This is a genomic window from Bradyrhizobium zhengyangense, assembly GCF_022012435.1.
In the GTDB taxonomy this organism is placed as follows: Bacteria; Pseudomonadota; Alphaproteobacteria; order Rhizobiales; family Xanthobacteraceae; genus Bradyrhizobium; species Bradyrhizobium zhengyangense.
Map to the genome: position 1 here is coordinate 217,335 of NZ_JAKLUA010000010.1, position 26,088 is coordinate 243,422.

General features: G+C 63.7%; 26 protein-coding genes. 12 read left to right on the forward strand and 14 right to left on the reverse strand.

Going from position 1 to position 26,088, the window contains the following annotated elements:
- The first annotated feature begins 15 nt into the window (after positions 1 to 15).
- Positions 16 to 891 (forward strand): formylglycine-generating enzyme family protein, encoded by an 876-nt coding sequence (locus L6637_RS27670; protein WP_237862909.1) that lies wholly within the window; start codon positions 16 to 18, stop codon positions 889 to 891.
- 29 nt (positions 892 to 920) lie between these two features.
- Here the strand turns inward: L6637_RS27670 and L6637_RS27675 are convergent, their stop codons facing one another.
- From L6637_RS27675 to L6637_RS27685, 3 genes are read right to left on the reverse strand one after another with little or no spacing between them, the layout of a single operon-like run.
- Positions 921 to 1,556: a GNAT family N-acetyltransferase gene (locus tag L6637_RS27675; protein ID WP_237862910.1), complete on the reverse strand. Its 636-nt coding sequence runs from the start codon at positions 1,554 to 1,556 to the stop codon at positions 921 to 923.
- Positions 1,557 to 1,578: 22 nt separating this feature from the next.
- A complete protein-coding gene (locus L6637_RS27680; protein ID WP_212298191.1) occupies positions 1,579 to 2,229 on the reverse strand; it encodes a CoA transferase subunit B in 651 nt (216 codons plus the stop codon).
- Positions 2,229 to 2,966, reverse strand: coding sequence for a CoA transferase subunit A (locus L6637_RS27685; RefSeq protein ID WP_237862911.1), 738 nt, complete (start codon positions 2,964 to 2,966; stop codon positions 2,229 to 2,231). Before L6637_RS27685 ends, L6637_RS27680 begins: the two co-directional genes overlap by 1 nt.
- A 293-nt stretch (positions 2,967 to 3,259) precedes the next feature.
- Here L6637_RS27685 and L6637_RS27690 point away from each other — a divergent pair, with 293 nt between their 5' ends.
- Positions 3,260 to 5,149, forward strand: a complete 1,890-nt coding sequence (locus tag L6637_RS27690; protein WP_237863343.1) for an AsmA family protein — start codon at positions 3,260 to 3,262, stop codon at positions 5,147 to 5,149.
- Positions 5,150 to 5,216: 67 nt separating this feature from the next.
- On the opposite strand, the gene dctA is transcribed toward L6637_RS27690, so the two are convergent.
- Both dctA and L6637_RS27700 read right to left on the reverse strand, forming a co-directional pair.
- Positions 5,217 to 6,602 (reverse strand): C4-dicarboxylate transporter DctA, encoded by a 1,386-nt coding sequence (gene dctA / locus L6637_RS27695; RefSeq protein WP_237862912.1) that lies wholly within the window; start codon positions 6,600 to 6,602, stop codon positions 5,217 to 5,219.
- Between the two features lie 52 nt (positions 6,603 to 6,654).
- Positions 6,655 to 7,728 carry a 4-oxalomesaconate tautomerase gene (locus tag L6637_RS27700; RefSeq protein ID WP_237872606.1) on the reverse strand — a complete coding sequence of 358 codons (1,074 nt, stop codon included), beginning with the start codon at positions 7,726 to 7,728 and terminating at the stop codon, positions 6,655 to 6,657.
- A gap of 127 nt (positions 7,729 to 7,855) precedes the next feature.
- Between L6637_RS27700 and L6637_RS27705 the strand changes: the two genes are divergently transcribed.
- From L6637_RS27705 to L6637_RS27720, 4 genes are all read left to right on the forward strand, one after another.
- Positions 7,856 to 8,839 (forward strand): LysR family transcriptional regulator, encoded by a 984-nt coding sequence (locus L6637_RS27705; protein ID WP_237872609.1) that lies wholly within the window; start codon positions 7,856 to 7,858, stop codon positions 8,837 to 8,839.
- Positions 8,840 to 9,086: 247 nt separating this feature from the next.
- A complete protein-coding gene (locus tag L6637_RS27710; RefSeq protein WP_237862915.1) occupies positions 9,087 to 10,472 on the forward strand; it encodes an ABC transporter substrate-binding protein in 1,386 nt (461 codons plus the stop codon).
- Between the two features lie 98 nt (positions 10,473 to 10,570).
- Positions 10,571 to 11,443 (forward strand): carbohydrate ABC transporter permease, encoded by an 873-nt coding sequence (locus tag L6637_RS27715; protein ID WP_237862916.1) that lies wholly within the window; start codon positions 10,571 to 10,573, stop codon positions 11,441 to 11,443.
- Positions 11,440 to 12,291 carry a carbohydrate ABC transporter permease gene (locus L6637_RS27720; RefSeq protein ID WP_237862917.1) on the forward strand — a complete coding sequence of 284 codons (852 nt, stop codon included), beginning with the start codon at positions 11,440 to 11,442 and terminating at the stop codon, positions 12,289 to 12,291. Before L6637_RS27715 ends, L6637_RS27720 begins: the two co-directional genes overlap by 4 nt.
- Here L6637_RS27720 and L6637_RS27725 read toward each other — a convergent pair.
- Genes L6637_RS27725 through L6637_RS27750 form a run of 6 tightly spaced genes read right to left on the reverse strand, consistent with a single transcriptional unit; the run spans position 12,288 to position 19,925 of the window.
- Positions 12,288 to 12,788 carry a DUF6622 family protein gene (locus L6637_RS27725; protein ID WP_237862918.1) on the reverse strand — a complete coding sequence of 167 codons (501 nt, stop codon included), beginning with the start codon at positions 12,786 to 12,788 and terminating at the stop codon, positions 12,288 to 12,290. The two genes, L6637_RS27720 and L6637_RS27725, sit on opposite strands and share 4 nt — an antisense overlap.
- 14 nt (positions 12,789 to 12,802) lie before the next feature.
- Entirely contained in the window at positions 12,803 to 13,615 is an 813-nt protein-coding gene (locus L6637_RS27730; protein ID WP_237862919.1) for an ABC transporter permease, read from the reverse strand.
- A 1-nt stretch (position 13,616) separates the two neighbouring features.
- On the reverse strand, positions 13,617 to 14,528 hold the full coding sequence (locus L6637_RS27735; RefSeq protein ID WP_237862920.1) for an ABC transporter permease: 912 nt from the start codon (positions 14,526 to 14,528) through the stop codon (positions 13,617 to 13,619).
- A complete protein-coding gene (locus L6637_RS27740; protein WP_237872611.1) occupies positions 14,525 to 15,685 on the reverse strand; it encodes an ABC transporter ATP-binding protein in 1,161 nt (386 codons plus the stop codon). Before L6637_RS27740 ends, L6637_RS27735 begins: the two co-directional genes overlap by 4 nt.
- A gap of 52 nt (positions 15,686 to 15,737) precedes the next feature.
- Positions 15,738 to 17,207 carry a glycerol-3-phosphate dehydrogenase gene (locus L6637_RS27745; RefSeq protein ID WP_237872613.1) on the reverse strand — a complete coding sequence of 490 codons (1,470 nt, stop codon included), beginning with the start codon at positions 17,205 to 17,207 and terminating at the stop codon, positions 15,738 to 15,740.
- Positions 17,208 to 17,246: 39 nt separating this feature from the next.
- Complete coding sequence (locus tag L6637_RS27750; RefSeq protein WP_237872615.1) at positions 17,247 to 19,925, reverse strand: sensor domain-containing protein; 2,679 nt, start codon at positions 19,923 to 19,925, stop codon at positions 17,247 to 17,249.
- A 208-nt stretch (positions 19,926 to 20,133) separates the two neighbouring features.
- Here L6637_RS27750 and L6637_RS27755 point away from each other — a divergent pair, with 208 nt between their 5' ends.
- Entirely contained in the window at positions 20,134 to 21,237 is a 1,104-nt protein-coding gene (locus tag L6637_RS27755; RefSeq protein WP_237862924.1) for an NAD(P)/FAD-dependent oxidoreductase, read from the forward strand.
- 113 nt (positions 21,238 to 21,350) lie between these two features.
- Here L6637_RS27755 and L6637_RS27760 read toward each other — a convergent pair whose 3' ends face one another.
- Positions 21,351 to 21,533: a YdcH family protein gene (locus L6637_RS27760; RefSeq protein WP_057757317.1), complete on the reverse strand. Its 183-nt coding sequence runs from the start codon at positions 21,531 to 21,533 to the stop codon at positions 21,351 to 21,353.
- Positions 21,534 to 21,862: 329 nt separating this feature from the next.
- Between L6637_RS27760 and L6637_RS27765 the strand changes: the two genes are divergently transcribed.
- From L6637_RS27765 to L6637_RS27775, 3 genes are all read left to right on the forward strand, one after another.
- Entirely contained in the window at positions 21,863 to 22,069 is a 207-nt protein-coding gene (locus tag L6637_RS27765; protein ID WP_018641547.1) for a YdcH family protein, read from the forward strand.
- A gap of 133 nt (positions 22,070 to 22,202) precedes the next feature.
- A complete protein-coding gene (locus tag L6637_RS27770) occupies positions 22,203 to 22,409 on the forward strand; it encodes a hypothetical protein (RefSeq protein WP_237862925.1) in 207 nt (68 codons plus the stop codon).
- A 23-nt stretch (positions 22,410 to 22,432) separates the two neighbouring features.
- Positions 22,433 to 22,684: a hypothetical protein gene (locus L6637_RS27775; RefSeq protein WP_237862926.1), complete on the forward strand. Its 252-nt coding sequence runs from the start codon at positions 22,433 to 22,435 to the stop codon at positions 22,682 to 22,684.
- A gap of 60 nt (positions 22,685 to 22,744) precedes the next feature.
- On the opposite strand, the gene L6637_RS27780 is transcribed toward L6637_RS27775, so the two are convergent.
- Complete coding sequence (locus tag L6637_RS27780; RefSeq protein ID WP_237872617.1) at positions 22,745 to 23,488, reverse strand: GGDEF domain-containing protein; 744 nt, start codon at positions 23,486 to 23,488, stop codon at positions 22,745 to 22,747.
- A gap of 141 nt (positions 23,489 to 23,629) precedes the next feature.
- On the opposite strand from L6637_RS27780, the gene purE reads away from it, so the two are divergent.
- Together purE and L6637_RS27790 are read left to right on the forward strand one after the other, a co-directional pair.
- Complete coding sequence (purE, locus tag L6637_RS27785) at positions 23,630 to 24,118, forward strand: 5-(carboxyamino)imidazole ribonucleotide mutase (protein ID WP_237862928.1); 489 nt, start codon at positions 23,630 to 23,632, stop codon at positions 24,116 to 24,118.
- The gene (locus tag L6637_RS27790; protein WP_237862929.1) at positions 24,115 to 25,221 is read left to right on the forward strand and encodes a 5-(carboxyamino)imidazole ribonucleotide synthase; all 1,107 of its coding nucleotides are present in this window, start codon (positions 24,115 to 24,117) and stop codon (positions 25,219 to 25,221) included. The genes purE and L6637_RS27790 overlap by 4 nt, the downstream gene beginning before the upstream one ends.
- 36 nt (positions 25,222 to 25,257) lie before the next feature.
- On the opposite strand, the gene aqpZ is transcribed toward L6637_RS27790, so the two are convergent.
- On the reverse strand, positions 25,258 to 25,980 hold the full coding sequence (aqpZ, locus tag L6637_RS27795) for an aquaporin Z (RefSeq protein ID WP_237862930.1): 723 nt from the start codon (positions 25,978 to 25,980) through the stop codon (positions 25,258 to 25,260).
- Between the last annotated feature and the right edge of the window lie 108 nt (positions 25,981 to 26,088).

The following is a 26,088-nucleotide window of genomic DNA, read 5'->3' on the forward strand; positions in this document are numbered from 1 at the left end:
GTTCGGGGAACGACCATGCTGATTGCATTCAAGCTCAAATTGCTGCTCGCCTGCGCGGCCGGCTTCGCAGGACCGCTGGCCGTTGCGCCACTGGTTTCCGAGATGACAACGCACGACGCGCAAGGCGAGCCTGCGATCGTCGAGATTGCCGCGGGCAGCTTCGCCTACCGCGAGGCCGGCGATTTCACCCGCGCCGGGCAGCAGGCCGAGGCACCGCTGCACACATTGCAATTCACGAAGCCGCTCCATGTCATGCGCGAGCAGGTCTCCTCGGCCGACTACCAGCTTTGCGTGCAGGATGGCGAATGCCGCGCGCTTGATCGCGGCGTCGCGATTGCGCCCGACCGTCCTGCGGTACAGGTGAGCTGGCACGATGCGCAGGCATATGCGAGCTGGCTGTCGCGCAAGACCGGCCACCATTACCGCCTGCCGAGCGACGCCGAATGGGCTTTTGCGGCGGGCTCGCGCTTCAAGGACGATGGCGCGCCCGCGGACGCGGACAATCCGGCAAAGCGCTGGATCAGCCGCTACGAGCGCGAATCCGAGCGCGACCTTTCCGACACCACGGCCTATCCGTTCGGCAAGTTCGGCCTCAACGAGCGTGGCGTGTCCGACGTCGCCGGCAATGTCTGGGAGTGGACTTCAACCTGCTTCGTGCGCTCGCGCGTCGATGCATCAGGTAACGCCGGCCGCCCGACGGTGAATTGCGGCGTACGCATCGCCGAAGGCGCGCACCGCGCCTACGTCACCGACTTCATCCGCGACGCACGCGCCGGCGGCTGCGCACAGGGCGTGCCGCCCGCCAATCTCGGTTTTCGTTTGGTCCGCGAGGAGCGGTCATGGGTGGCGAACGTGTCGGCGCGGTGGGGCAAAGTGTGGGCGAGGTCGTAGCCGCCTAGCCCGGATGGAGCGCAGCGAGGTCAAATTGCGCGCGCGAACATGCGAAATCCGGGCGCTCCGATGATCGCCTCGAAGGCGGGGTCTCGCTTCTCTTCCGCAAAGGCAAAACCGGCCTTGGCATAAGCCCGCTCTGCGGGCTCGTTGCCGATCAGGAACGAGATCGTTGCGCGATTAAATCCAGCCGTCCGCCCCTTCTCGAGCGCCTGCGCGATCAGTGCCTGCACGAGGCCGCGGCCGCGATAGGCGGGATCGGTCGCGACATGCTCGATCATCCAGTCACCCTCGCCGCCTTGAACCCAGCAGTCCCGGACATAGGCGCCGCGTCGGCGGATGGCCTCCAGCTCGGACGCAGTCAACCCAGTCGCTGCGCCGACCTCCGCGATCGCAGCCCACGCCGCCGGGCCGGTGCCGGCCGCAGGCACGGCACAGAGCGCAGCGGCGGGTTTGTCATCGCATTCCGCGATCAGGAAGTTCTGATAATGCCACATCGACACGGCCTGTGCGGTCGCGATACGCGCGATGAAATCGCGGCACTGCTGTTCCGGCCAGCCCAGCGCAATGTCGAACCAGCCGCGCGGCCGGTGGCCGCGCTGCGATGGCAGGATGGTTCTGGCGATGAAATCGGCATCGTCGGGACGCGCAGACCGTATCGTCATGCGCGCCCCCTTTGCCAGGACCTTACGTGTTCTTCAGCGCGACGCGGAATTCGGCTTCGGTCTTGGCCTTGACCTCATCGAGCGTGACGCCGTCGGCGAGCTCGATCAGAGCCATGCCGCCGTCCCCGTGCTTGTCGATGGTGAAGACGGCGAGATCGGTCACGACCATGTCGACGACGCGCTCGCCGGTCAGCGGCAGATTGCACTTCTTCAGGAGCTTGGCGCCGTCCTTGGCCGAATGCTCCATCACGACGACGACGCGCTTGACGCCGGCGACGAGGTCCATCGCGCCGCCCATGCCCTTGACCATCTTGCCGGGGATCATCCAGTTGGCGAGGTCGCCGTTCTGGGCCACCTGCATGGCGCCGAGGATCGACAGATCCATGTGGCCGCCGCGGATCATGCCGAAGGAATCCGCGCTGGAGAAATAAGAGGTCGACGGCAGCTCGCTCACGGTCTGCTTGCCGGCGTTGATGAGATCGGCATCTTCCTCGCCCTCATAGGGGAACGGGCCCATGCCGAGCATGCCGTTCTCGCTCTGCAGGCTGACGTCGACGCCATCGGGGATGTAGTTCGAGACCAGCGTCGGGATACCGATGCCGAGATTGACGTAATAGCCGTCACGCAATTCCTTCGCGGCGCGCGCGGCCATCTGTTCGCGGGTCCAGGCCATCAGATTTCTACTCCTGTTCCGGCCGCGGGCGCGCTCGACGGGCGCGGGCGGGTGTTGCGGAATTCGATGCGCTTCTTGGCCGTGCCGACCTCGACGATGCGCTTCACGAAAATGCCGGGCGTGTGGATGTGATCAGGGTTGAGTTCACCGGCGGGAACCAGGTGCTCGACCTCGGCCACGGTGATCTTCGCGGCGGTCGCCATCATCGGGTTAAAGTTGCGCGCGGTCTTGCGGTAGATCAGGTTGCCGGCGGTGTCGCCCTTCCAGGCGTGCACGATGGCGAGGTCGGCGAACAGGCCGCGCTCCATCAGGTACTTCTCGCCGTCGAACTCCTTCACTTCCTTGCCTTCGGCGATCAGCGTGCCGACACCGGTCTTGGTGTAGAAGGCCGGGATGCCGGCGCCGCCGGCGCGGATGCGCTCAGCCAGCGTGCCCTGCGGGTTGAATTCGAGTTCCAGCTCGCCGGCGAGGAATTGCTGGGCGAACAGCTTGTTCTCGCCGACATAGGACGAGATCATCTTCTTGATCTGGCGGGTTTCCAGGAGGCGCGAGAGCCCGATGCCGTCGACGCCGGCATTGTTCGAGACGACCGTCAGACCCTTCACGCCGGAGTCGCGGATCGCATCGGACAGCGATTCGGCGATGCCGCAGAGGCCGAAGCCACCCGACATGATCATCATGTTGTCCTTCAGAACGCCCTCGAGCGCCGACTTGGCGTCGGGATAGACCTTGTTCATGCAAAAACCCTCGACTTAAACCTGAGAGGCGCAGCGCCCTTATTGGCGGCGATTATTAGGCGAAATCGTCCGAAGCCGTCAATGATACGGGGTTCTCCGTTCCGAGGGGCGGTGCTAGAAGCTGCCCACGCCGTGGGCAGAACCGTCCGCGGCCTTGAAAGCGACAAGAAAACCCATCAAGTTGCGGCACTTAACATAACAGGACTTGGACAGGATCTTGGCGGGGGCGCGCAGGTTTCCCGGCCCGCCTTTCCGGCTCAAGCGACCAACCCGATCAGGACATGCCATTGACCATGGCCCAAGGAATGAAGCGCCTCGGGACGCCGATTGCGGCGCTGCTCGGCGTCGTGCTGATCGCCCTGATCGCGACCTCCTGGCTCATCAACCGCGACGCGTTGCGCAAGGCAGTCGAAGCGCAGATCCGCGACGTCACCGGACTCGAGCTCAGCGTGGCGGGCAATATCGACATTTCCGTATTGCCGGCGAGCTACATCTCCTTCCATGACGTCGGTCTCAAGGGCGGCGGCACCGCCGACCCCGCGCTCCATGTCGACGTGCTCACCGCCAATCTTCGGCTACTGCCGCTGCTGCTGCAACGGTTCGAAATCGCCGACCTGACACTGCTGCGGCCGCACATCCATGTCAGCCTGAAGCCGGACGGCGAGAGCAACTGGACACCGTTCATCCAGACCATTGCGCGAACGATGAAGCCCGGCGCCGACAACCAGGTCTCATTCTCCGAGATCAGGATCCAGGACGGCTTGCTCGACTATATGGACGTCGCCACGAATGCCACGGAGAAGTTCGAGGACATCGACCTGTCGCTGGCCTGGCCCTCGATCTCGCGCTCCTTCGCCGCAACCGGGCAGTTCGACTGGCGCGGCGAACGCGTCGACGGCTCGATCAGTTTTGCCGATTTCGTCGCGGCGCTCTCGGGCGAGCGCTCCGGCCTGAAGGCGCGGATCGCCAGTGCACCGCTCAAACTCGCCTTTGACGGCAGCGTCGCCAACCGCACTAGCCCGATGATGGAGGGCACGCTCACCATCGACAGCCCGTCCTTGCGCAACGCGCTGCGCTGGACCGGCCAGCCGCCGCCCGGCAGCGGCGGCTTCGGCCGCTTCGCGCTGAAGGCGCGCGCCAATGTCGTTGGCGCCTCGATCGCGCTGACCAACGTCAATGTCGAGCTCGACGGCAACACCGCCGAGGGCGTCATGACCTATGCCAATAACGGCCGGCAGACTCTGCAGGCGACGCTGGCCGCCGACGCACTCGACTTCACGCCTTATATCTCCACCTTCCGTCTGCTCGCGAGCGGCGCGCGCGACTGGAACAGGCAGCTGTTCGATCTCAACGGATTGTCGAGCACCGACCTCGACATGCGCCTCTCGGCAGCCAGGCTGACGGTCGGCCCGACCAAGCTCGGCCGCACCGCGATCGGCGCCAATTTGCGCAACGGCACGCTGGCGCTCTCGGTCGGCGAGGCCCAGGTCTATGGCGGCATCGCCAAGGGCTCGTTCGGCATCTCGCGCTCCGACACGGTCGCCGACATCAAGGCGCAATTCCAGTTCGCCGACGTTGACCTTCAGGCCTGCGCTACCGAGCTGTTCGGCCTCAACAAGCTGTCTGGCCGCGGCAACATCAACGTGTCCCTCATGGCCTCCGGCTCGAGCCCGTTTGGCCTCGTGCAATCGCTCGACGGCACCGCCAGCGTGATCGGGCACGACGGCGCCATCTCCGGCTTCAATGCCGAGCAGCTCCTGAAACGGCTCGAGCGCCGGCCGCTGTCCGGCGGCGGCAATTTCCGCAGCGGTACGACGCCGTACGACAACCTCACCATCTCGGTGAAATTCGCCGACGGCATCGCCACCGCCGAGGACATCCGCATCGAAGGGCCTGCGGCAAAGATCACGCTGACCGGCACCGCGTCGGTGCCGACGCGCGAATACGACATGAAAGGTGTGGCGAGCCTGAACACAACGTCCGGCTTTCAGCTGCCTTTCATGGTGCAGGGTCCCTGGGACGATCCGCTGATCTTCCCCGACCCCGAAGCCCTGATCCGCCAGTCGCCAGCGGCATCACCCTTCCTCGACCTCCTGAAGCAACGCATCACCGGCGGCAAGCGGCAGGCGCCCGAGGGATCGCCGACGGCGGAGAACGCGAAGGACAACGCCAAGTCTAACTAGAGTGATCGAGGTCCTGGTCCTGAGGGGCCAGATCGCGTACTGCGTCCGACTTGATCCAAAGGCGCCGTCAGGCCGCCGATTGCGTCGTCGAAATCCAGCTCTTGTGGTCCCGGATCACTGTTGCCCCGGCGATCTTCGTCCCGGCCGCAATCTCCACACTGCCGCTCTGCCCCAGTTCACGAGCCAACACCTCGCGGTCACAGGCGTCCTCCCACAGCGAAACGGTGATGGCTGCGACGCAATTGCTGATCATGCTGGTCAGCGCCCGCGCTTCCGACATGAAGCGGTCGATACCGACCAGCAGGGCCACGCCGGTCACAGGCAAATCGGGCATGACGGAGAGGGTCGCCACAAGCGCGACGAAGCCGCTGCCGGTGACACCGGCCGCTCCTTTCGACGTCAGCAGCATCAGTCCGAGCATCGCCGCGATCTGCCCCCATGACAGGTGAATGTCGCAGGCTTGCGCGATGAAGATGGAGGCCAGGGTGAGATAGATGGCGCTGCCGTCCAGATTGAAGGAGTAGCCCATCGGCAGCACGAGCCCTGACACGCCTTTCCGGCATCCGAGCTGCTCCAGCTTGCGCAGCGCGCCAGGCAGCGCCGGCTCCGACGAGGACGTGCCGAGCACGATCAGCAACTCTTCCCTGAAGTAGCGGATCGTCTTCCACAGGCTGAAGCCGTTCAGCCGCGCCAGCGTCCCGAGCACGACGACCACAAAGACGGAGCAGGCGACATAGAACGTCAAGATCAGCAGTCCGAGCGAGCCAATCGAACGGACGCCGTAACGGCCCACCGTGAATGCCATGGCGCCGAAGGCCCCGAGCGGCGCAAGCTTCATGATGAAGCCGAAGGACACAAACAGCACGTGCGAGAACGAGGCGACCGCCTTTGTCACCGCAGCACCTCCGTCGCCCGCACGGCTTAAGCCAAAGGCGATCAGGATGGAGATCAGCAGGACCGGCAGCACCTCGCCATCCGCAAACGCTCCGAAGAACGAATGCGGGATGATGTGCAGCATGAAGTCCGCAAATCCGGTCGCAGCTGCCTGCTTGGTGAACTTCGCAGCCACCGACGGATCCAGCGTACTGACGGAAACATGCATGCCCACACCCGGCTGGATCAACGAGACAGCCATCAGTCCGGCCAGCAGGGCGAGCACGGTCAGCAGATAGAACAGCGCCATGGATTTCACCAGGGTGCGACCGACCTCGCGGGAATCGCTGATGCTGTTGATGCCGCTGACGATGGTGCAGAACACGATCGGTGCGATCATCATCTTGACGAGCTTGACGAAGCCGTCTCCGAGGGGCTTCAGCGCGGCGCCAAATTCCGGCCAGAAATGACCAGTGAGGACGCCCAGCATGACGCCAATCAACACCTGAACGTAGAGTATGCGATAGAATGGCTTTCGTGCCTCGCTGTGCCCGGGCCCAACCATTGCTTGCATCTGCATTCTCGTTTCTCCCATGTTCTGATTTTCTTGATGGCTTCGCAGGCGGCAGGTTTCAGGCCGCCAGCACCGCATGAGGCACGTGCGACCGGCGGGCAAAGACGTGCCCTTCAAAGATCCGCCGGGCTGTCCGCTGCACCCGGGCGACCGGCCCGGGCTCCAGCCGAACCACGAGCTGGCCGGAGGGATGGCCGAGCGTGATCGGCACCGGCGGCGCCAGCGGTCCGACCATCTCTGCGGCGATCGTTCCGGGTGTCACGCATGCAGTCGCGATCGCGACAGCGCCGGTCACCGCCAGCGCGCTATGACAGTCATGGGGCATGAAGTACCGGGTGTTCAGGGTCGCGGCGCCGGCAGACGCAATCAGAACCGGCTTCGGAATCACCATGTTCGCGGAATCTGGAAAACCCATCAGACGCCCGGCCTCGATACGCAGTCTTTCGAGACGCGCGCGGAAGCTGCTGTCGGCGAAGTCGGAGGGCGCCTCGCGACCGGTCCATCCCAGATCCGCCGCGCGGACCAGCATGACCGGCATCGCAGCGTCGATGCAGGTCACATCGATCCCTCCGATGCTGTCGACCGGCCGTCCGGTCGGCAGCAGGCGGCCAGTGCGCGCGCCCGCCGCGTTGGGGAACGACAGTTCGACGGGCGCGGCGGTCCCCGGTACGCCATCGATTCGCGCTTCGCCCTCGTAAGTGACCCGCCCACCGGGGGTGGCGACCGTCGCATCGATCAGCTTGCCGGTGTTGACATTGTGGATACGCACATGCGTGCGATCTGCGGTCGCGGCGACCAGGCCGGCTTCGATTGCGAACGGCCCCACGGCAGCCAGCATGTTTCCGCAGTTCGGGGACGTATCGACGATCCCTTCACGAACGCGCACCTGGACGAACAGGTAGTCGACATCGGCGCCTGGCACGGATGCCGGCCCAATGATCGCGACCTTGTTGACAACCGCATTGCCGCCGCCGATTCCATCGATCCCGAGATCGTGCCCGCTTCCCATCACGGACAACAGGAGCGCGTCGCGCAGGCCGGGGTCGGCCGGAAGATCGCGGGCCAGGAAAAACGGGCCCCGTGAGGTCCCTCCGCGCATGACCACACAAGGAATGGCAATCTGATCGTTCATGGCATTGTTCCGTTCGGCGACATCTTCGTTCGAACCCGAACATCCTCCGCCAGAACTCTTTTGTGAAATGCAAATATCTGAGGTATTATTCCGTATATCGGTATAATGGAGATAATGGAGCCTGCTCATGAACGCTGAACTGCTCGACCTCAAGGCGTTCATCACCGTTGCAGAGACGGGAAGCTTCGTGCGGACCGCCAGGGCGCTGAACCTGTCGCAGCCCGCGCTCAGCCGACGCATTCAGAAGCTGGAGGAAAGCCTGGGTGCGCCACTGCTCGAGCGCTCCACCCGCCACGTCAATCTCACCATGACAGGCCGCGACTTCCTGCCGAAGGTGCGCCGGCTCATCGACGAATTCGAGACCTCGGTGCTCGCCATCCAGGATATCGGAGCGCGGAGTTCAGGCCTGGTCTCGGTCGCCGCGGTGCCGACCGCGGTGTTCTACTTCCTGCCGCGTGCAATCGGCCGGTTCGCCGATGCGTATCCGCGCATTCGCGTTCGCATTCTGGACATTGGTGCCAACGAGGGATTGGAAGCGGTCGCGCGCGGAGAAGTTGACTTCGGCATCAATTTCATCGGTGCCTCACATGCCGAGATTGAATTCGAGAAGCTCGTTGAGGATCCTTTCGTCCTCGCCTGCCGCCATGACCATCCGCTGGCATCGCGCAAACAGGTAAGCTGGCCCGAAATCGCGCCGCACCGAGTTATCACCGTCGGCCGCAACAGCGGCAATCGCGCGTTGATCGACAATGCGCTGGCGCGACATGGCCTCCAGTTGAACTGGTCCTATGAAGTCGCGCACCTCTCCGGTTCGCTCGGTCTGGTCGAAGCGGGCCTCGGCATCGCCGTGCTCCCCAAGCTGGCGACGCCGGCCGCCGGCCATCCGATCATTCACACCATTCGGCTGATCGAGCCGGAAGTGTCGCGGACGATCGGAATCGTGCGCCGGCGCGGAGCTACATTATCCCCTCATGCCAGCCAATTCCTCAAGATGCTCCTCGAGGCATGGCGCTCTCCGTCCCGGACCGGCGGGCAAGGCAAGCCGCGGTCCCGGTCCGCTGAGGCAAGTGCGGAAGCCGTTTCGACGGGCCCGAAGGGAAAGCGCTCGTAGCTCGCAGAGAGTGCGGCGCAAGTCCGTTTCCCGGTAGAGGCGGTGAGCAGCCTCGCTTTGGGAACACGCACTCCGAATTGATCGGCACGAATTGATGCGGCGATTGGATCGATGCGCGCGTTAAGCATCTCCGAGAGCCCGACACCCCTCGACCTAGGTCTGACAACATGCCGCTAGATCGGATAGCGGCCATGGGCTAGTGTTTTATCCGACCGGTTAAAACACCGGCCGCTTGAGGGAGAAAAACGTGAAATCCAAGGTTATTGGCGCAGTTACATTGGCGGTAGCTGCAGCTGGGCTGTTTGCAGCCGCCGCACCCGCTTTTGCGCAGCAAAAAACGATTACGGTCTGGTGGGGCAAGGGCTTCTACCGCTCCGAAGACGACGCACTGCTCGACACGATCAAGAAGTTCGAAGCCAAGACCGGCATCAAGGTCGAGTTGTCGCAGTATGCGATCCAGGACATGATTCCGAAGACGGTCGCCGCGCTCGATGCCGGCACCGTGCCCGACGTCGCCTATTCCGACACTTATGACGTGCAGGTGCAGGGCAAGTGGGCCTATGAGGGCAAGCTCGAGGACCTTTCCGACATCATGGAACCGATCAAGGATCGGTTCGTGCAAAACACGCTGGATGCGTCGATCCTCTATAACGACGTCGCCAAGAAGAAAGCCTATTACGGCTTCCCGCTGAAGCAGCAGAGTATGCACGTCCAGATCTGGAACGACATGCTGGAGAAAGCCGGCTTCAAGCAGAGCGACATCCCGAATGATTGGGAAGGCTATTGGTCATTCTGGTGCGACAAGGTGCAGCCGGCGATCCGCAAGGCCACCGGCCAGCGCATCTACGCCGTCGGCCAGCCGATGGGCGTGGAATCCACCGACGCCTTCCAGTCGTTCTACACCTTCATGGACGCCTATCATGTCAAGCTGGTCGACGACGACGGCAAGCTCCTGGTGGACGATCCCAAGGTTCGCGAGAACCTGATCAAGGCGATGAAGGACTACACCGACACCTACATCAAGGGCTGTACCCCGCCGTCCTCGACGACCTGGAAGGACCCGGACAACAACGTCGCCTTCCACAACAAGACCATCGTGATGACCCACAACTTCACGATCTCGATCGCGGCGAAATGGTACGAGGACTCGCAGAACCAGGCGCTGACGCAAGAACAGCGCGACGCCGGCAAGAAGGCCTATGAGCAGGACATCATCACGGCGTCCTTCCCGAAGGCGCCGGATGGTTCGACCATTCGCTACCGCTCCGACGTCAAGACCGGGCTGATCTTCACCGCGGCCAAGAACAAGGCCGAGGCCAAGCAGTTCATCAGCTTCCTGCTCCAGGAAGAGAACGTGCGTCCCTATATCGAGGGCGCGCTCGGCCGCTGGTTCCCGGTGACGAAGGAAAGTCAGGCCAGCCCGTTCTGGCAGGCCGACAAGCATCGCAAGGCGGTGTACGCCCAGTTCACCGGCGGCACCGCGCCGTTCGACTTCACCAAGAACTGGAAGTTCACGATCCTGAACAACGAGAACGTCTGGGCCAAGGCGATGAACCGCGTGGTCAGCGAGAAGGTCCCGGTCGACAAGGCCGTCGACGAACTGATCGCCCGCATCAAGCAGGTCGCGGGCTAAGTCCCCTGCACTTCCCTCTCCCCGCTTTGCGGGGAGAGGTGTAAGAACAACACCGGCCGCGTTTCGCGGCCGGCTTCTCTTTGAAGAGTTCGAAAAGAATGGCGATTACGCTTTCTGGCGATCAGGCGATCCCCGCCCCACCCCTGACGTCGCGGCTGACCACGGCGCAGGTCTGGGGCATCGTGCTGCTCACGCCCTATCTGCTCGTTTTCCTCGCCTTCGTCGTCTATCCCGTCTGCTACGGGCTGTGGCTGGCGCGAGCGCCGTCGAACTATGTCGCGCTCTGGAACGACCCGATCTTCGGGCGCGCCGCGGTCAACACGCTGATCTTCCTGGTCATCGGCATCAACATCAAGATGCTGATCGCGCTGTTCCTGTCCGGCTTTTTTGCGCAGCAGCGCACCTGGATCAAATGGCTTTCGGTGATCTTCATCCTGCCCTGGGCGGTGCCGTCGATTCCGACCATCCTGTCGGTGCGCTTCATGCTCAACCCCGAATGGGGCATGATCAACCACTACATCTTCGCCTTCACCGGCGATGACGGCCCGAACTGGCTGAACGACCCGACCGTGGCGCTGACCATGGCGATCGGCGTGCACATCTGGAAATCGCTACCGTTCTGGACGATGATCCTGATCACCGGGCGCCTTGCGATCGCGCAGGACCTATTCGAGGCCGCCGAGGTCGACGGCGCGAACTGGTGGCAAAAATTCCGCTTCATCACCTGGCCGTCGATGCAGACGCTCTACGTCACCTGCACGCTGCTCTCGATGATCTGGACGCTCGGCGATTTCAACAGCGTCTATCTGCTCACCGGCGGTGGTCCGGCCGACCTCACGCACGTGCTGTCGACGCTTGGCATTCGCTATCTCCGGCTCGACCAGCTCTCGCTCGCGATGGCCTCCATCGTCTGCGCGATGCCGTTCGTCCTGCCGCTCGTGTATTTCATGATGAAACGGTTGTCGCGATGAAGCTTCCCTCTCTCCGTGACGTCGCGACGGAAGCGCGGCTGCTGCTGATCGGCATTCCCGTCTTCCTGTGGACGATGATCCCGATCTATCACATGTTCCTGTTCGCGATCTCTCCGAAGGAGGACGCGTTCTCGGGCAAGCTGTGGCCGGACCATCCGACGCTGCACAACTTCGAAATCGTGTTCAAGCAGCAGCACTATTTCCTGCGCGACTTCTACGTCCAGTTCTGGAATTCGACCGTGATCGCGGCCGCCGTCGGTGCGCTGACCCTGTTCATCGCCACGGCTGCGGCGTTCTCGATCTCGCGGCTGAAGGTGCCAGGCGGGCGCGTGGTGCTGAACCTCGCGCTCTTCACCTATTTCATTCCGGCGGCGTTCCTCGCCGTGCCGATGTACCGCACCATGGGCAATTACGGCCTGCTCAACAATCGCTGGGCATTGATCCTGGCGATGGTGACGATCGCCTCGCCCTACGCGATCTGGGTGCTGAAGCAGGCCTCCGACAAGCTGCCGGTCGAGCTGGATGAAGCCGCGGTGATGGACGGCGCCACGACGCTGCAGATCTTCCGCCTGGTCTATTTGCCGCTGATGATGCCTTCGCTGGTCGCGATCGGCACCTATGCGGTGCTGCTGGCCTGGAACGAATATCTCTACGCGTTCCTGCTACTCTCGAACGACCAAGACATCACGCTGCCCGTCGCGCTCGGCAACTTCCTTGCCGCGGACGATTCGCCCTGGGAGCTGCTGATGACCACCGGCTTCATCTACGCGCTGCCACCGGCCGCGGTCTACTACGCCTTCCGCCGCTACATGGTGGGCGGGCTGACGGCGGGCGCGGTGAAGTCCTAGACATCCTCGGCGCGCTTCCTGCGATAGGCGAGCAGCAGCGCGACCATCGAACCGAAGAAATAGCCGGCGGTCGCGCCCGAAATGGCGCGGCCGACGATGATTGCAAGCGCTCGGTCGCCTGCGTCGATGGCGGAGATCACGCTCACCGTGTACTGCAGGGTGAACACGACGAGATTGCGAATCAGCGCGAATGCACTGCCTGGACGGATGATCTCTCCCGTCTTGTGATCGACATCGAACGGACGCGGTGTCAGCACACCGAGCGGCAGCAGCGCCAGCGCCGCACCGATCCATGCGACCAGCGGCCATTGGCTGTCCTGATGTCCGAAACCGATCCTCGAAACGCCCCAGACGATGAAGACGGCCGGAACGATCAATGCACGCCAGATCGGCGCCTTGCGCGGCTGCATCGCCTTGATGCCCTGCCAGACCAGATAAGCCAGCAGGATCCAGACCCAGGGCGGAGTGTGGATCAGGATTTGATAGACGAACATCATGACCCGTTCCTTTTCTAGAGAGGCGCAGCGCTCTCGCCCTGCGAGCTCGACAGTTTTGAAGCGAGCGAGGCGATGACAATGACGACCGCGATCAGGGCGATCACCAGCGTGCAGATCGCATTGATCTCCGGCTTCACACCCAGTCGCACCTCGGAATAGATACGGATCGGCAGCGTGGCCGAGCCGGGGCCGGTGGTGAAGCTGGCGATCACGAGGTCGTCGAGCGAGAGCGTGAAGGCGAGCATCCATCCGGCGACGATGGCGGGCGCGATCAGCGGCAGCGTGACCGACAGGAAGGCCCGAACGGGCGCGCAGCCGAGATCCATCGCCGCCTCCTCGAGCGAACGGTCGAGCGAGCCGAGGCGCGACTGCACGACGACGGCGACAAAGCACATCGTCAGCGTGGTATGCGCGATCGTCACCGTCCAGAAGCCGCGCTCGGCGTTCAGCGCCACGAACAGCAGCAGCAGCGACAGTCCCGTGATCACCTCCGGCATCACCAGCGGCGCATAGAGCATGCCGGAGAACAGCGTGCGGCCGCGAAAGCGCTCGCCGCGCGACAGCGCCACCGCAGCCAGCGTGCCGATCAGTGTGGCGATGGTTGCGGAGGCGACCGCAACCCTCAGGCTCATCCAGGACGCCTCGATCATGGCGCGGTCGGCGAAGAACTCGTGATACCAGCGCAGCGACCAGCCGCCCCATACCGTCACCAGCCGCGAGGCGTTGAAGGAGTAGATGACGAGGATCAGAATGGGCAGATAGAGGAAGGCGAGTCCCAGCGCCAGCGAGGCAATGTTGAATCGGGACAGACGGGACGCCTTTCGCATCTCACTGTTCCTCCAACTGCCGCCGCTGCAGCCGCTCGTAAAGCAGGAGCGGCGCCAGCAACACCACGAGCAGCACGATCGCTGCGGCGGAGGCCACCGGCCAGTCCTTGTTGGTGAAGAATTCGAGCCACAGCGTCTGGCCGATCATCAGCGAGTTGGAGCCGGCGAGAAGATCCGGGATGACGAACTCGCCGACAACGGGGATGAAGCACAACAGCACGCCGGCGCCGACGCCCGGCAGCGACAGCGGGAATGTGACCAGCCAGAACACCTGCCAGGGCGGCGCGCCGAGATCGGAGGCCGCTTCCTCCAGCGCCGGCTCCATCTTGGCGAGCGTGGCGTAGAGCGGCAGGATCATGAAAGGCAGATAGGAATAGACGATGCCGATATACATCGCAGTGTCGGTGGAGAGCCACACCACCGGCTGGCTGACCAGGTGCAACGCCAGCAGGATCTGATTGAGCAGGCCGTCGTGCTGGAGGATGTTGATCCAGGCATAGATGCGGATCAGGAACGAGGTCCAGAACGGCACGATCACCAGCACCATCGCCACCGCCTGCCAGCGTTTTGGCAGTCGCGCCATGCCGTAGGCAATGGGATAGCCGATCACGAGCAGCAACACGGTCGCTGTCACGGCAACAGTCAGGCTGCGCAAATAGGCGAACACATACAGGTCGTCGGAGGCGATCAGCCTGAAATTGTCGATCGAGAGCGCGGCAAAGGCCGACCGGATCGCCGTCCATCCCGCTGTCAGATCGAACACCGGCTCATAGGGCGGCTGCGCGATCGCCGTCTGCGACAGGCTGATCTTCAGCACGAAACCGAACGGCACGAGGAAGAACAGCACCATCCAGACATACGGCGCGATCGCGGCGAAGCGCGCCGGTCGCGCAAAGATCCGGCGCGCGCTCATGACGGCAGCACCACGCAATCGTCGGGCGTGAACCAGGCGACGACGTGCTGGTTCAGACTATAGGCATCGACATCCAGGCGCGCACTGTTAGCGACCGACGCCTGCAGCATTCCACCCGTATCAAGCTTCACCTTGTAGGTGGTGGTGCCGCCGAGATAGCAGATGTCCGCGATCACGCCGTCGAGCAGGTTGATCGCCGTTTCATGACCGGCCGCGCTCACGGGACCACGGCGCGACAGCTTGACCTTCTCGGGGCGGATCGCAACCGAGAACTTTCCCTCGCCGACCGCTTCACGCGGCTCGGCCACAACAAGCGCGCCGGCATCGCGCGTGCCAATGACGAGGCGATGACCATCGCGCAATTTGGACTCGGCGTCGAACAGATTGATGTCGCCGACGAACTCCGCGATCCAGCGCGAACGCGGGGCCTCGTAGAGCTCGCGCGGGGTCCCGACCTGCGCAAGCTTGCCGGATTTCATCACGCCGATCCGGCTGGCCATCGTCATCGCCTCCTCCTGGTCATGCGTGACGATGATGAAGGTCATGCCGAGCCGACGCTGCAGCTCCATCAGCTCGCCTTGCGTGTTTTCGCGCAACTTCTTGTCGAGGGCCGCGAGCGGCTCGTCGAGCAGCAACAATTGCGGCCTTCGCGCCAGCGCGCGGGCCAGCGCGACGCGCTGGCGCTGGCCGCCGGAGAGCTGGTCGGGCTTGCGCTTCTCGAGCCCCTCGAGCTTGACCAGCGCGACCATCTCCGCGACGCGCGTTGCGATGTCGGCACGCGCCATGCCGGCGCGCTTGAGGCCGAAGGCGATGTTGTCGCGCACGGACAGATGCGGGAAAAGCGCGTAGTTCTGGAACATCATGTTGATCGGACGCTCATGCGGCAGCGCCTGCGCGATGTCCTTGCCGCCGAGCAACATGCGTCCTTCGTCCGGGGCCTCGAAACCCGCAAGCATGCGCAGCAGAGTGGTCTTGCCGCAGCCGCTGGGACCGAGCAGCGCAAAGAACTCGCCGGCCTTGATCTCGAGCGACACACCGTCGACCGCACGGAACGTCCCGAAGGTCTTGGCGACGCCCTCGATGCGCAGCAGCGGCTCGCCCGCGGCCGGACGCGCATCTCGGCCAGCGACGTCTGTTCCGGGCAATTCGTCAGTCATGGTCCCTGCCAACCCCAATGCCGCCGCACGCTAGCGGCGGATCGTCGTTTGCTCAACCGGTTCGAGGTGGGGTCGCCATGAATGCAGCCAGCGCGTCACGGTCCGTAGCCGGCATGGTCAGGCCTAACTTGGAGCGGCGCCACAGGATGTCCTCGGGGAAGCGCGCCCATTCGTGGGTCATGAGATAGTGCACCTCGGCGCCGGTCAGGTCGGGGCCGAAGGCCGGTCCCAGCTCTTCGCGTGTCTTCGCCTCACCCAGCACATCGGCCAATCGCGAGCCGTAGGCGGCAACCATGCGCCGGGCCTGCGGCTCCGATAGGAAGCGCCAGCGGTGGCAGGCGAGATCGACCTCGGTCTCGAAACGATCCCAGGCGAAATCGCCGCCAGGCAAGGCTGCGCCTGAAGTCCAGGGCCGCGACATCGGATAGAACGGCGTCAGTCGCGTCACTGCCCGCTCGGCGCGAAAGCGCGAGGTCGTGATGTCGCCGCCGAACATCGTGAGCAGCGGTGCCTTGCGCCGGCGCGCGTGGAACAACGTCGTGCCGTCGCGTCGCCGCGCGGGCACCGGCGACAGATTGACCCCGGAGACCGTGCGCACCACGTCCGTCGGAGCAAGGCGCTCGCGGAAATAGCGGCTCACGGCCTCGCAGAGATAGCTGACATCGGCGCCCGGCATCGCAACGATGGCGGGATCGCCGGTGAAATCATGCGTGACGGTACCGACCAGCGTGAAATCGCGCTCGAACGGGCTAGCAAAAATCAGCCGGCCATCGTTGTTCTGGAACACATAGACATTGTCGGACTCGAACAGCCTGGGCACGATGATCTGGCTCATCTGCACGGCCGCCATGGCCGGCTGCTTCTGCCGCAGCACGGTCTCCGCGACCATTGACGTCCAGGCGCCGGTGGCGTTGGCCAGCGCGCGGGCCGTGATCGTACGGCGATGACCGCGATCGACGACGGCAAGCCGCCAGGCATCGGTCCGGTCGGCCCGCACACAACGCGCCCCTGTCCGAATCGCAGCGCCACGTTCGGCGGCATCCAGCGCCGTGAGCACCACCAGGCGCGAATCGTCGACGACGCAATCGGCATATTCGAAGGCGATGCCGAATGGCCGTTTCAGCGCGTTACCGACCGCATGATGCGTGATGTCTAAGGTCGTCGATGCCGGAAGGCCGCCGCGGTTCGTCAGGGCGTCATAAACATACAGGCCAGCGCGCAACAGCCAGGGTGGACGCTCGTCGGAATGGGCCGGGATCACAAAACTCATGGGCCGCACCAGATGCGGCGCGATCCGCAGCCAAATCCGGCGCTCGGCCAGTGCCCGGCGGACGCGCCAGAAGCCGCGCCGCTCCAGCACCGACAGATCGCCATGGATCAGCCGAGGGGTCGCCGATGAGGCAGCGCCGCCGAGATCACCCTGCTCGATCAGGATCACCCGCAGCCCGCGGCCGGCGGCATCGCGGGCGAGGCTGACACCGTTCAGGCCGCCACCGATGATCGCGAGGTCGTAATCCGCCATGAAACCGTCGAGAGGGAGCGAGGTAAGCGCTCAACATCACTAGCCGGTCTTGAGCGCAAGCTCCATGGCCTCGCCGCGGCCAACGAGGTCGGCATATTTTCCGATCGGCATCGGCTTGCCGAGCAGATAGCCCTGCACGCCGTCGCAGCCCTCCTTGGCGAGGAAAGCGAGCTGGTCGATCGTCTCGACGCCCTCGGCGATGATGGACATTTCGAGGCCGTGGCCGAGATCGATCACGGCGCGAACGATCGCGGCCGATTGCGGGTTGCGGCCGAGATTCATGATGAAGGCGCGATCGATCTTGATCTTGTCGAACGGGAAGGCCTGGAGATAGCTCAGCGAGGAATAGCCGCTGCCGAAATCGTCCATGGAGATGCGGACGCCCAGCGCCTTCAGGCGGCGTAGCAGCGCCAGGCCGCGGTCAAAGTCCTCGATCAGCACGCCCTCGGTGATTTCCAGCTCGAGCCGGCCGGGCGCAAGCCCCGTCTCGATCAGGATCGAATGGACGAGACCAACCACGTCACCGTGCATGAACTGCGCCGGCGACAGATTGACCGCGACCTGCATTGGTTTCGGCCACGACGCGGCCTCGCGGCAGACCTCGCGGAGAATCCATTCGCCCATCTCGACGATCAGGCCGCTTTCTTCCGCGATCGGGATGAATTCGGCCGGCGAGACCTGGCCGCGTACCGGATGCTGCCAGCGCGCCAGCGCCTCGAAGCCGATGATCTCGCTCTCGGCGACGCTGTTGCGCGCGATGCCCTGCGGCTGGAACGCAAGCGAAAGCTCGCCATTCTTGATCGCCTTCGACAGGTCCTGGTGCAGCACGCGGCGGTCGCGGATCTGCTGGTCCATCTCGGGCTGGTAGAGGCTGATCGTACCGCGCGATTTCTGCTTGGCGCGGAACAGGGCCGCGCCGGCATTGGCGAGCAGCGAGGCACCATCGGGGCCGTTGTGCGGAAAGACCGACATGCCGGTGGTGATGCCGGCGCGGACCGCGCGGCCGTCGATCTGGAATTCCGGCGCGAGCGCCTCGCCAAGCTGCTGCGCCAGCGCAAGGCCTGCGTCGGGCTGCTTACCGTCGATGATCAGGCCGAATTCGTCGCCGGACAGGCGTGCCACCAGGCCACCGCGTGCGGTGTCCTGCAGTCGCTGGGCCACCTCGATCAACAGCTTGTCGCCAAGCGCATGACCGAACACGTCATTGACTTCCTTGAGGCCGTCGAGATCGACGCAAAGGACCGCAAATTCCTCGTCGGTCCCTTCGCAGGCTTCGATCATCTGGGTCAGCGCCTGAAGGAAGGCAGCGCGGTTCGGCAAATCGGTGAGGCCGTCATGATAGGCCATGTGCGCCATCCGCGACTCGATCTGCCGGCGGTTGGTGACGTCCTCGTGGGTCTTGATCAGATATTGCGGCTCACCGGCGTCGTTGAGCACTGTGGCGCGCCGGGTCAGGAACAGGCGCAGGCCGTCCTTGGTGGAGATCGGATGCTCCTCGGTGATCATCCCGCGTTTCTTGATCGCGGCCTCGTCGCGCGCGATGATCAGCTTGGCTTCCTTGGCATTGAAGATGTCGGCCGCGGTCAGGCCGGTCGCTTCCTCGCGCCTCCGGTTCAGGATCGTCTCGGCGCTGCGGTTGGCGAGCAGGTAGCGGCCGTCCTTGACCTGCTCCACGATCAACGCCACGGGGATGTTATCGACCACGAGCTCGAGGAACTTCTTGGTGCTCTCCAGCTCCATCGACAGCGATTGCCGATCGGTGATGTCCTCGAACACGATCAGCAGGAATTGCGGCTTGTTGCTTTCGTTGCGGACCACGATCCGGATCGAGGCCACCATGCGCCGGGCCGCGCCAACCTCGACCTCGAATTCGTTGCGATATTGTCCTTCCGGCGCCAGCAATGCGGCCCGGTCGGTCATCTCAATGCTATCGGCCGATGTCGCGCCGAACAGCTCGCGCGCATTCTTGCCGACGACCTGATCCCGCGAAAACCCCCAGAAGTGCTCATAGGCACGGTTGGCGAAGATATAGCGGCCGTCCTCGATATTCTTCGCTGCGACGCAAGCCGGCACGTTGTCCAGCACCGTTTCCAGGAACTGCTTGGTCGAGGCGAGCTGTCGCGACAGTGCGCGCTGCTCGCTGACGTCGAGATGGGTCGCCACCGAGCCGCCATTGGGCAGCACGAAATACTTGACCAGGATGGAGCGACCATCGGGCAGTTCGGTGATCAGACCGTTGTGACTTGCCGCCTTCTCGTAGAACTCATCGTCGGAAACGCCGAGGACGCCGCGCTTGCGCCGCAACCCGAGGATGTCGTAGCCGGTCATGCCGGTCCACAGGTCCGAGCGCGCGAGGCCGTAGATCTCGAGATAGCGGTCGTTGCAGAAGATGATGCGCCGCTGCGCATCCGTCATCACCACGCCCTGGTTGAGATTGTTCATGGCCGAAGAGATGAAGGCGTTGCGCCGCAGCTGCGAACGGTTGCTCCTGCGCAGCGCGGAATGGATCCACAGCGCGATGGCCGCCAGGAACGCGCAGATGACAACGCCCCCGATCAGGGCTTCCCAGACCAGATTAGCGCCGAAATCGCCAATCTGGTTTGGCGAAATGAAGCTATTGGCATAGGCACGCGAAGGCGCGACCGCGCTGGTCAGGCACACGACGGCCTGCACAGCAATCGGAAGCATGCTGCCTTCCTGCCAGTTCTTCTCAGCCATCAGCCACCCGCGATTTCAACTGCGGATTGTCTGGCTTCACGGGTTTGGATCGGGTAAACGCCTGTAGGCCCAGCAGAAAAATGTGACGTGAAATACGGCAATTGCCCTGACATGATAAATGCTTCCTTAACGGACAACGCCCGCGCAGCGCGTTTCCCGGGCAAACCGGAGCCATCGGCACCACCTTCAGCGGGACTTCTGCATCACCATGGATAGGGTCGATTGCGTCGTCATCGGAGCCGGCGTGGTCGGGCTCGCGGTGGCAAGAAGGCTCGCCCAGGCGGGGCGCGAGGTGATCGTACTCGAGGAAGCCGAGGCCATCGGCACCGTCACCTCCTCACGCAACAGCGAAGTGATCCATGCCGGGATTTACTACCGTGCCGGAAGCTGGATGGCGCGCATGTGCGTCAGCGGCAAGCAAGCGCTGTATCGCTATTGCGGCGAGCGCGGCATTCCACACAAGAATTGCGGCAAGCTGATCGTCGCGACCAATGCGAAGGAAACCGAGAAGCTGCAATCGATCAAGGCGCATGCCGAGGCCAATGGCGTGCTCGACATGCAGCTGCTTTCAGGCGAGGCCGCGCGCGCGCTGGAGCCGGCACTGGCCTGCGACGCTGCGCTGCTGTCGCCGTCGACAGGCATCATCGACAGCCATGCCTACATGCTCTCGCTGCAAGGCGAGGCCGAGGCAGCGGGCGCGGCCTTTGCGTTTCACACGCCGCTGATCCGCGCCAAGGCGGAGGCGGGCGTGATCGAGATCGAAGCCGGCGGCGAAGCGCCGATGGCCTTGCAATGCGGCCTGCTCGTCAATGCCGCGGGATTGTCGGCGACATCGGTGGCGCGCCACATCGACGGCATGCCGATCGACCGGATTCCGCCGGCCTATCTCGCCAAGGGCAATTATTTCAGCTGCAATGCGCGCGCGCCGTTTTCGCGCCTGATCTACCCGGTGCCCGAGCCCGGTGGGCTTGGCGTGCATCTGACGCTGGACATGGCGGGACAGGCGCGCTTCGGCCCTGATGTCGAATGGATCGAGACGATCGACTATGAGGTCGATCCGTCGCGCGCCGAGCGGTTCTATCCGGCGATCCGCAAATACTGGCCGACGCTACCCGATGGCGCGCTGATGCCGAGCTATTCGGGCATCCGCCCGAAGATCGTACCGCCGGCAGTGGCAACACAGGATTTTCTGATGCAGGGGCCGCGCGATCACGGCGTCGCAGGACTGATCAATCTGTTCGGCATTGAATCGCCGGGACTGACATCATCGCTCGCGATCGCAGACCACGTCGCGGAGCTCGCAGAAATCTAGCCCGCTGCGCGATGATGATCGCGCGGGTGCGCACCTTACAGCAGGGACGAGCGCAAAGGCTTTCGTCCCTGCCTGAAAGGATACGATCAAACTTGACGCTGTTACGGGGGTTACTAGTGAAGCGTGTCGCCGGTCTGCTTCAGTCGTTCAATCTGGTCCTTGACCATCAACTTGCGGCGCTTCAACTCAACAATTTGCAGGTCGTCTGTTGAAAGGTGCACGAGCGCTTCGTGCAATTCGTTTTCGAGAGTTTTGTGCTTCCGTTCCAATTCAACCAGATGTGCCTGAATTGTCATTCGAAACCTCCTCGGTAGGGGTGAACCTTGGATTCGATCCGGACGAGGAAGTGTACATCACCGATTCGTTCTGTCGATATGTATCCGTCGTCGCACCGTCATTTTTGAAAATTCATATGTAATGAAGCGTGAGTAAGGAACCACGCGTCGAAAAATCCATGATATCAAGGTGCTTGCGCCACGCGCCCGCGAATCGTCGAAATATCTTGCGAGAGAGCGGTGCGTGAAGGTCGCAGATCGCTTGCGATCACGCCGCGCAAGGACGATAATTTCCACAGGGCATCCACAGCCTTAATCTCAAGCCTATCGGTTTTTCGGCCACCGCAGACATGACCCATGAAGACGAGCGTGAACTCGAAGCCGAGCTCACCCGGTTGCAGCAGGAACACCGAGATCTCGACGCGGCGATCGATGCACTGCATCAATCGCCTGCCCCCGACCTATTGCGGTTACAGCGCCTGAAGAAGCGCAAGCTGTTGTTGCGAGACCGTATCGCATTCATCGAAGACCAGATTACCCCCGACATCATCGCCTGATCCGGTGGCCGTGCATTGCCGCAACGTGAATCCACTTGACTCAAAAAGAACAAAAGAGGAACATTAATCCTATCCCCGACGCCCCCCGGAAATGCCCAAAGCAAACCGCCCAAGGACAGCAAGGACACCGCCGATGTCAGCCCCCGCCCTTCTCGACAACAGCCATTATGAACAGGCCTGCGACCAGGCGATCGCGATGTGCGACGGCAACCTGCGCAGCACCATCAAGGCGCTGATCATGGCCAACGAATATCTGGAAGCGGCGCTGGAGGAATTGCAGGCGGCTGTTACGGCCGGCTGCATCCCGGAGGCTTCGCGCAGCAGGAGCAGCGCGGCTTAAGACCCCACCATTGGAGCAACGCCATGTCAGACGTGACCTATTACGTTGCAATGCCCTTCCTGATCGATGCCGACGGATCGCCTGTCGCCGGCACTGCTGAGGAATGCCAGAGCTCGACCGCTGCGCTACGACGCGCCGAGGCCCTGGCGCGCGGCACCGGCCATATCGGCGCAGTCGCGTTCAGCCGCAGCGGCGATCCCATGACCGGTGAGTTCGGCGATGCCACGCTGCTGCGCAAATTCGGCAACGTGCCGGAAGATCTCGCCACGCTGTAAGGTTTTATTGCTTGAGCATGATCTCTTCGGAAAGGCGCTGCACACTTTTCCGGATCATGCTCAGCTGCCCACAAGCCTGATCCGCGGCTCGTGCCGCCGGTGCGCTTTGCGCACATACATGGCGGCATCAGCCTCCTCCAGCGCGCGGGCAGCATCGGACTGCGCACCGAGCAGCGCAACACCGGCGGAGGCGCCCGCCGTCACATGCTGGCCGCGAAAGGTGAAGGACAAATCGTCGATCGCCTGCTCGAAGATGGCCGCCTTCGCCTTGGCGTCAGTCTCACTGAGATTCCACAACAGCAATGCGAACTCGTCGCCACCGAGACGGCCGACCACGTCGGACGCCCGGATCTGTCGCGTCAGCGTGCTGGCTATCGCCTTGAGCACCTCATCGCCGGCGGCATGGCCGAAGGAATCGTTGATCGGCTTCAGCCGGTCGACGTCGAGCACGATCAGCGCGCCGCTGGCGCGGTAGCGCTTCATGTAGGCGATGGCGCGCTGGAGCTCGCGCTCGAAACCGCGCCGGTTGGGAATGTCGAGCAGGAAATCCGTGTCGGCCGCCGCCTCGAGCTCGGCGACGCGCCGCAGCGCCTGGGTGAGCTTGGTCCGCAGGCCGCGGATGGTCGCCGTGCTGCTGTCCTTGCTCGCTGCATTGCCGGTCATCTTGGTCGCCGTCTTGGCAGCGCCGGCCCGGGACGCGCGGCGCGGCGCCGCAGGCCGCTTGGGTACGACTTTCGTTCGGCTCCCGCTGGTTTTCCGGCCCTTTTTGGCCTTCGCAGCGGTCGCCCTTTTTGATTTCTTCATGGGCATCCTGCTCAATGAAGGCTTGCGGGGATTCACCAAGACAGGATAGTGCATTCCCTTCTCCTTGCCACCGCCTTGCGAGCCGCCGGCCGGAACCGTTAATCTGGCCTATCTTTCTGTTTTCCGAGCACAATTGACGTCATGACCGCGCCGATCGCCATCATCATGGGAAGCCAGTCGGACTGGGAGACGATGCGGCACGCCGCCGACACGCTCGCAGCGCTTGGTGTCGCCTCCGACACCCGCATCGTTTCAGCTCACCGCACCCCCGACCGGCTGTTTACCTTCGCCAAGGGCGCCAAGGCGGAAGGCTTCAAGGTCATCATCGCCGGCGCCGGCGGGGCCGCGCACCTGCCCGGCATGGCCGCAGCCCTGACGGAACTGCCTGTCTTCGGCGTCCCCGTCGAGTCCAGGACGCTGAAGGGCATCGATTCGCTCTATTCGATCGTTCAGATGCCGGCCGGCATTCCGGTCGGCACGCTCGCGATCGGCAAGGCCGGCGCGATCAACGCGGCGCTGCTTGCGGCCGCCGTGCTGGCGCTGTCCGATCCAGCGCTGTCCGATCGCCTCGCCGCCTGGCGCAAGGCACAGACCGAGGCGGTTGCCGAGCGCCCGGAGGACAAGGCGTGACTGACGCAAAGCAGGTGAAGCTGAAGCCCGGCGACACCATCGGAATCCTCGGCGGCGGACAACTCGGTCGAATGCTGGCCATGGCGGCGGCGCGGCTCGGCCTGCGCTGCCAGGTGTTCTCGCCCGATCCCGACTCGCCGGCTTTCGACGTGGTGCTGAACGCGACCTGCGCCGAATATGCCGATGTCGAGGCGCTCGAGCTGTTCGCCCACGATGTCGACGTCATCACCTACGAATTCGAGAACGTTCCGTCCGCGGCCGCCCTGGTGCTGGATTCGCGCCGTCCGGTGCTGCCGAACCGCAAGATCCTCGAGACCACCCAGGATCGGCTCGCCGAGAAGGATTTTGTCACGCGGCTCGGCATCGGCACCGCCGCCTATGCCGACGTCACCTCGGTCGCATCGTTGCGCGAGGCGATCGTCAAAATCGGCCTCCCCGCGGTGCTGAAGACCCGCCGCTTCGGCTATGACGGCAAGGGCCAGGCGATCATCCGCGAGGGCGACGACATCGCGAAAGTGTGGACCAGCCTCGCCACAAAATCGGCAATCCTGGAAGCCTTCATCCCGTACGAGCGCGAGATCTCCGTCATCGCCGCACGCTCTGCATCGGGCCAGGTCGAATGCTTCGACGTCACCGAGAACGAGCATCGCGACCACATTCTGAAGATCTCGCGAGCGCCTGCGCCGATCCCTGATGTACTTGCCGAGGAGGCACGCAGCATCGCCGGCAAGATCGCAACCGCGCTCGACTATGTCGGCGTGCTCGCGGTGGAGATGTTCGTGCTCGCCAACGGCGGCGGATCGAAAGTGCTGGTCAACGAGATCGCGCCGCGCGTGCATAATTCCGGACACTGGACGCTCGACGGCGCGTCGGTCTCCCAGTTCGAGCAACACATCCGCGCCATCGCCGGCTGGCCGCTCGGCAAGCCGGTGCGCCACGGTGAGATCGTCACCATGACCAATCTGATCGGCGACGAAATCAATGATTACGAGAAGTGGCTGAGCGTGCCCGGCGCGACTGTCCACATTTACGGCAAGGGCGCTCCGCGCCCCGGCCGCAAGATGGGCCACGTCACCGAAGTCAGGCCTTCAAAGAGCAAGTAGGGGGACCGCAGCAAAAGCTGCGATCCCGCTGTTGAACTAGGCCGTCTTCACGCCCGCGACGACGCCCGCGGGCTCCTCGCTGAGCCAGCGATAGATCACGCCCCCCAGCGCGCCGCCGATCAGCGGTGCGACCCAGAACAGCCAGAGCTGCGCCAGCGCCCAGCCGCCGACGAACAGCGCGGGGCCGGTGCTGCGCGCCGGATTCACGGACGTGTTGGTCACGGGGATGCTGACGAGATGGATCATCACCAACGCAAGCCCGATCGCGAGCGGTGCGAAGCCCGCCGGCGCGCGGCCATGGGTCGCGCCCATGATGACGAACAGGAACATCATGGTCATCACCACCTCGGTGATGAAGCAGGCGATCATGCTGTACTGGCCCGGCGAATGCGCATCATAGCCGTTGGAGGCAAAGCCCTTGGTGACGTCGAAGCCCGGCGCACCGCTGGCGATCACGTAGAGCAGCTCGGCGGCGACGATGGCGCCGCAGACCTGCGCAATCACGTAAGGCAGGATCTGGCCTGCCGGAAACCGCCCGCCGGCAGCAAGGCCGACCGTGACGGCCGGGTTGAGATGGCAGCCCGAGATGTGGCCGATCGCATAGGCCATGGTGACGACGCTGAGGCCAAAGGCCAGGGACACGCCGACCAGGCCGATGCCGACCTGCGGAAAGCCGGCGGCGATCACCGCGCTGCCGCAGCCTGCGAATGTGAGCCAGAACGTGCCGATGGCCTCGGCAGCGTATTTCTTCATGTCCATGTGGCGTCTCCCCTGATTGCAAAGATTTTCGGAACTATGTCCGCTGCGGCCCTTCTTGGCGCCAAATCTCCCAAATCGGGGCTGCAAGGGAGGATTTTCGCCGCATTT

Bases quoted from the DNA above. Each gene is read 5' to 3' on its own strand.
- L6637_RS27730 (WP_237862919.1), bottom strand. From the start codon at position 13,615: ATGCGAAAGGCGTCCCGTCTGTCCCGATTCAACATTGCCTCGCTGGCG.
- L6637_RS27675 (WP_237862910.1), bottom strand. From the start codon at position 1,556: ATGACGATACGGTCTGCGCGTCCCGACGATGCCGATTTCATCGCCAGA.
- L6637_RS27705 (WP_237872609.1), top strand. From the start codon at position 7,856: ATGAACGCTGAACTGCTCGACCTCAAGGCGTTCATCACCGTTGCAGAG.
- L6637_RS27670 (WP_237862909.1), top strand. From the start codon at position 16: ATGCTGATTGCATTCAAGCTCAAATTGCTGCTCGCCTGCGCGGCCGGC.
- L6637_RS27735 (WP_237862920.1), bottom strand. From the start codon at position 14,528: ATGAGCGCGCGCCGGATCTTTGCGCGACCGGCGCGCTTCGCCGCGATC.
- L6637_RS27715 (WP_237862916.1), top strand. From the start codon at position 10,571: ATGGCGATTACGCTTTCTGGCGATCAGGCGATCCCCGCCCCACCCCTG.
- L6637_RS27700 (WP_237872606.1), bottom strand. From the start codon at position 7,728: ATGAACGATCAGATTGCCATTCCTTGTGTGGTCATGCGCGGAGGGACC.
- dctA (WP_237862912.1), bottom strand. From the start codon at position 6,602: ATGCAGATGCAAGCAATGGTTGGGCCCGGGCACAGCGAGGCACGAAAG.
- L6637_RS27745 (WP_237872613.1), bottom strand. From the start codon at position 17,207: ATGGCGGATTACGACCTCGCGATCATCGGTGGCGGCCTGAACGGTGTC.
- purE (WP_237862928.1), top strand. From the start codon at position 23,630: ATGACCGCGCCGATCGCCATCATCATGGGAAGCCAGTCGGACTGGGAG.
- L6637_RS27765 (WP_018641547.1), top strand. From the start codon at position 21,863: ATGACCCATGAAGACGAGCGTGAACTCGAAGCCGAGCTCACCCGGTTG.
- L6637_RS27725 (WP_237862918.1), bottom strand. From the start codon at position 12,788: ATGATGTTCGTCTATCAAATCCTGATCCACACTCCGCCCTGGGTCTGG.
- L6637_RS27680 (WP_212298191.1), bottom strand. From the start codon at position 2,229: ATGGCCTGGACCCGCGAACAGATGGCCGCGCGCGCCGCGAAGGAATTG.
- L6637_RS27755 (WP_237862924.1), top strand. From the start codon at position 20,134: ATGGATAGGGTCGATTGCGTCGTCATCGGAGCCGGCGTGGTCGGGCTC.
- L6637_RS27750 (WP_237872615.1), bottom strand. From the start codon at position 19,925: ATGGCTGAGAAGAACTGGCAGGAAGGCAGCATGCTTCCGATTGCTGTG.
- L6637_RS27685 (WP_237862911.1), bottom strand. From the start codon at position 2,966: ATGAACAAGGTCTATCCCGACGCCAAGTCGGCGCTCGAGGGCGTTCTG.
- aqpZ (WP_237862930.1), bottom strand. From the start codon at position 25,980: ATGGACATGAAGAAATACGCTGCCGAGGCCATCGGCACGTTCTGGCTC.
- L6637_RS27770 (WP_237862925.1), top strand. From the start codon at position 22,203: ATGTCAGCCCCCGCCCTTCTCGACAACAGCCATTATGAACAGGCCTGC.
- L6637_RS27780 (WP_237872617.1), bottom strand. From the start codon at position 23,488: ATGAAGAAATCAAAAAGGGCGACCGCTGCGAAGGCCAAAAAGGGCCGG.
- L6637_RS27775 (WP_237862926.1), top strand. From the start codon at position 22,433: ATGTCAGACGTGACCTATTACGTTGCAATGCCCTTCCTGATCGATGCC.
- L6637_RS27720 (WP_237862917.1), top strand. From the start codon at position 11,440: ATGAAGCTTCCCTCTCTCCGTGACGTCGCGACGGAAGCGCGGCTGCTG.
- L6637_RS27740 (WP_237872611.1), bottom strand. From the start codon at position 15,685: ATGACTGACGAATTGCCCGGAACAGACGTCGCTGGCCGAGATGCGCGT.
- L6637_RS27690 (WP_237863343.1), top strand. From the start codon at position 3,260: ATGGCCCAAGGAATGAAGCGCCTCGGGACGCCGATTGCGGCGCTGCTC.
- L6637_RS27760 (WP_057757317.1), bottom strand. From the start codon at position 21,533: ATGACAATTCAGGCACATCTGGTTGAATTGGAACGGAAGCACAAAACT.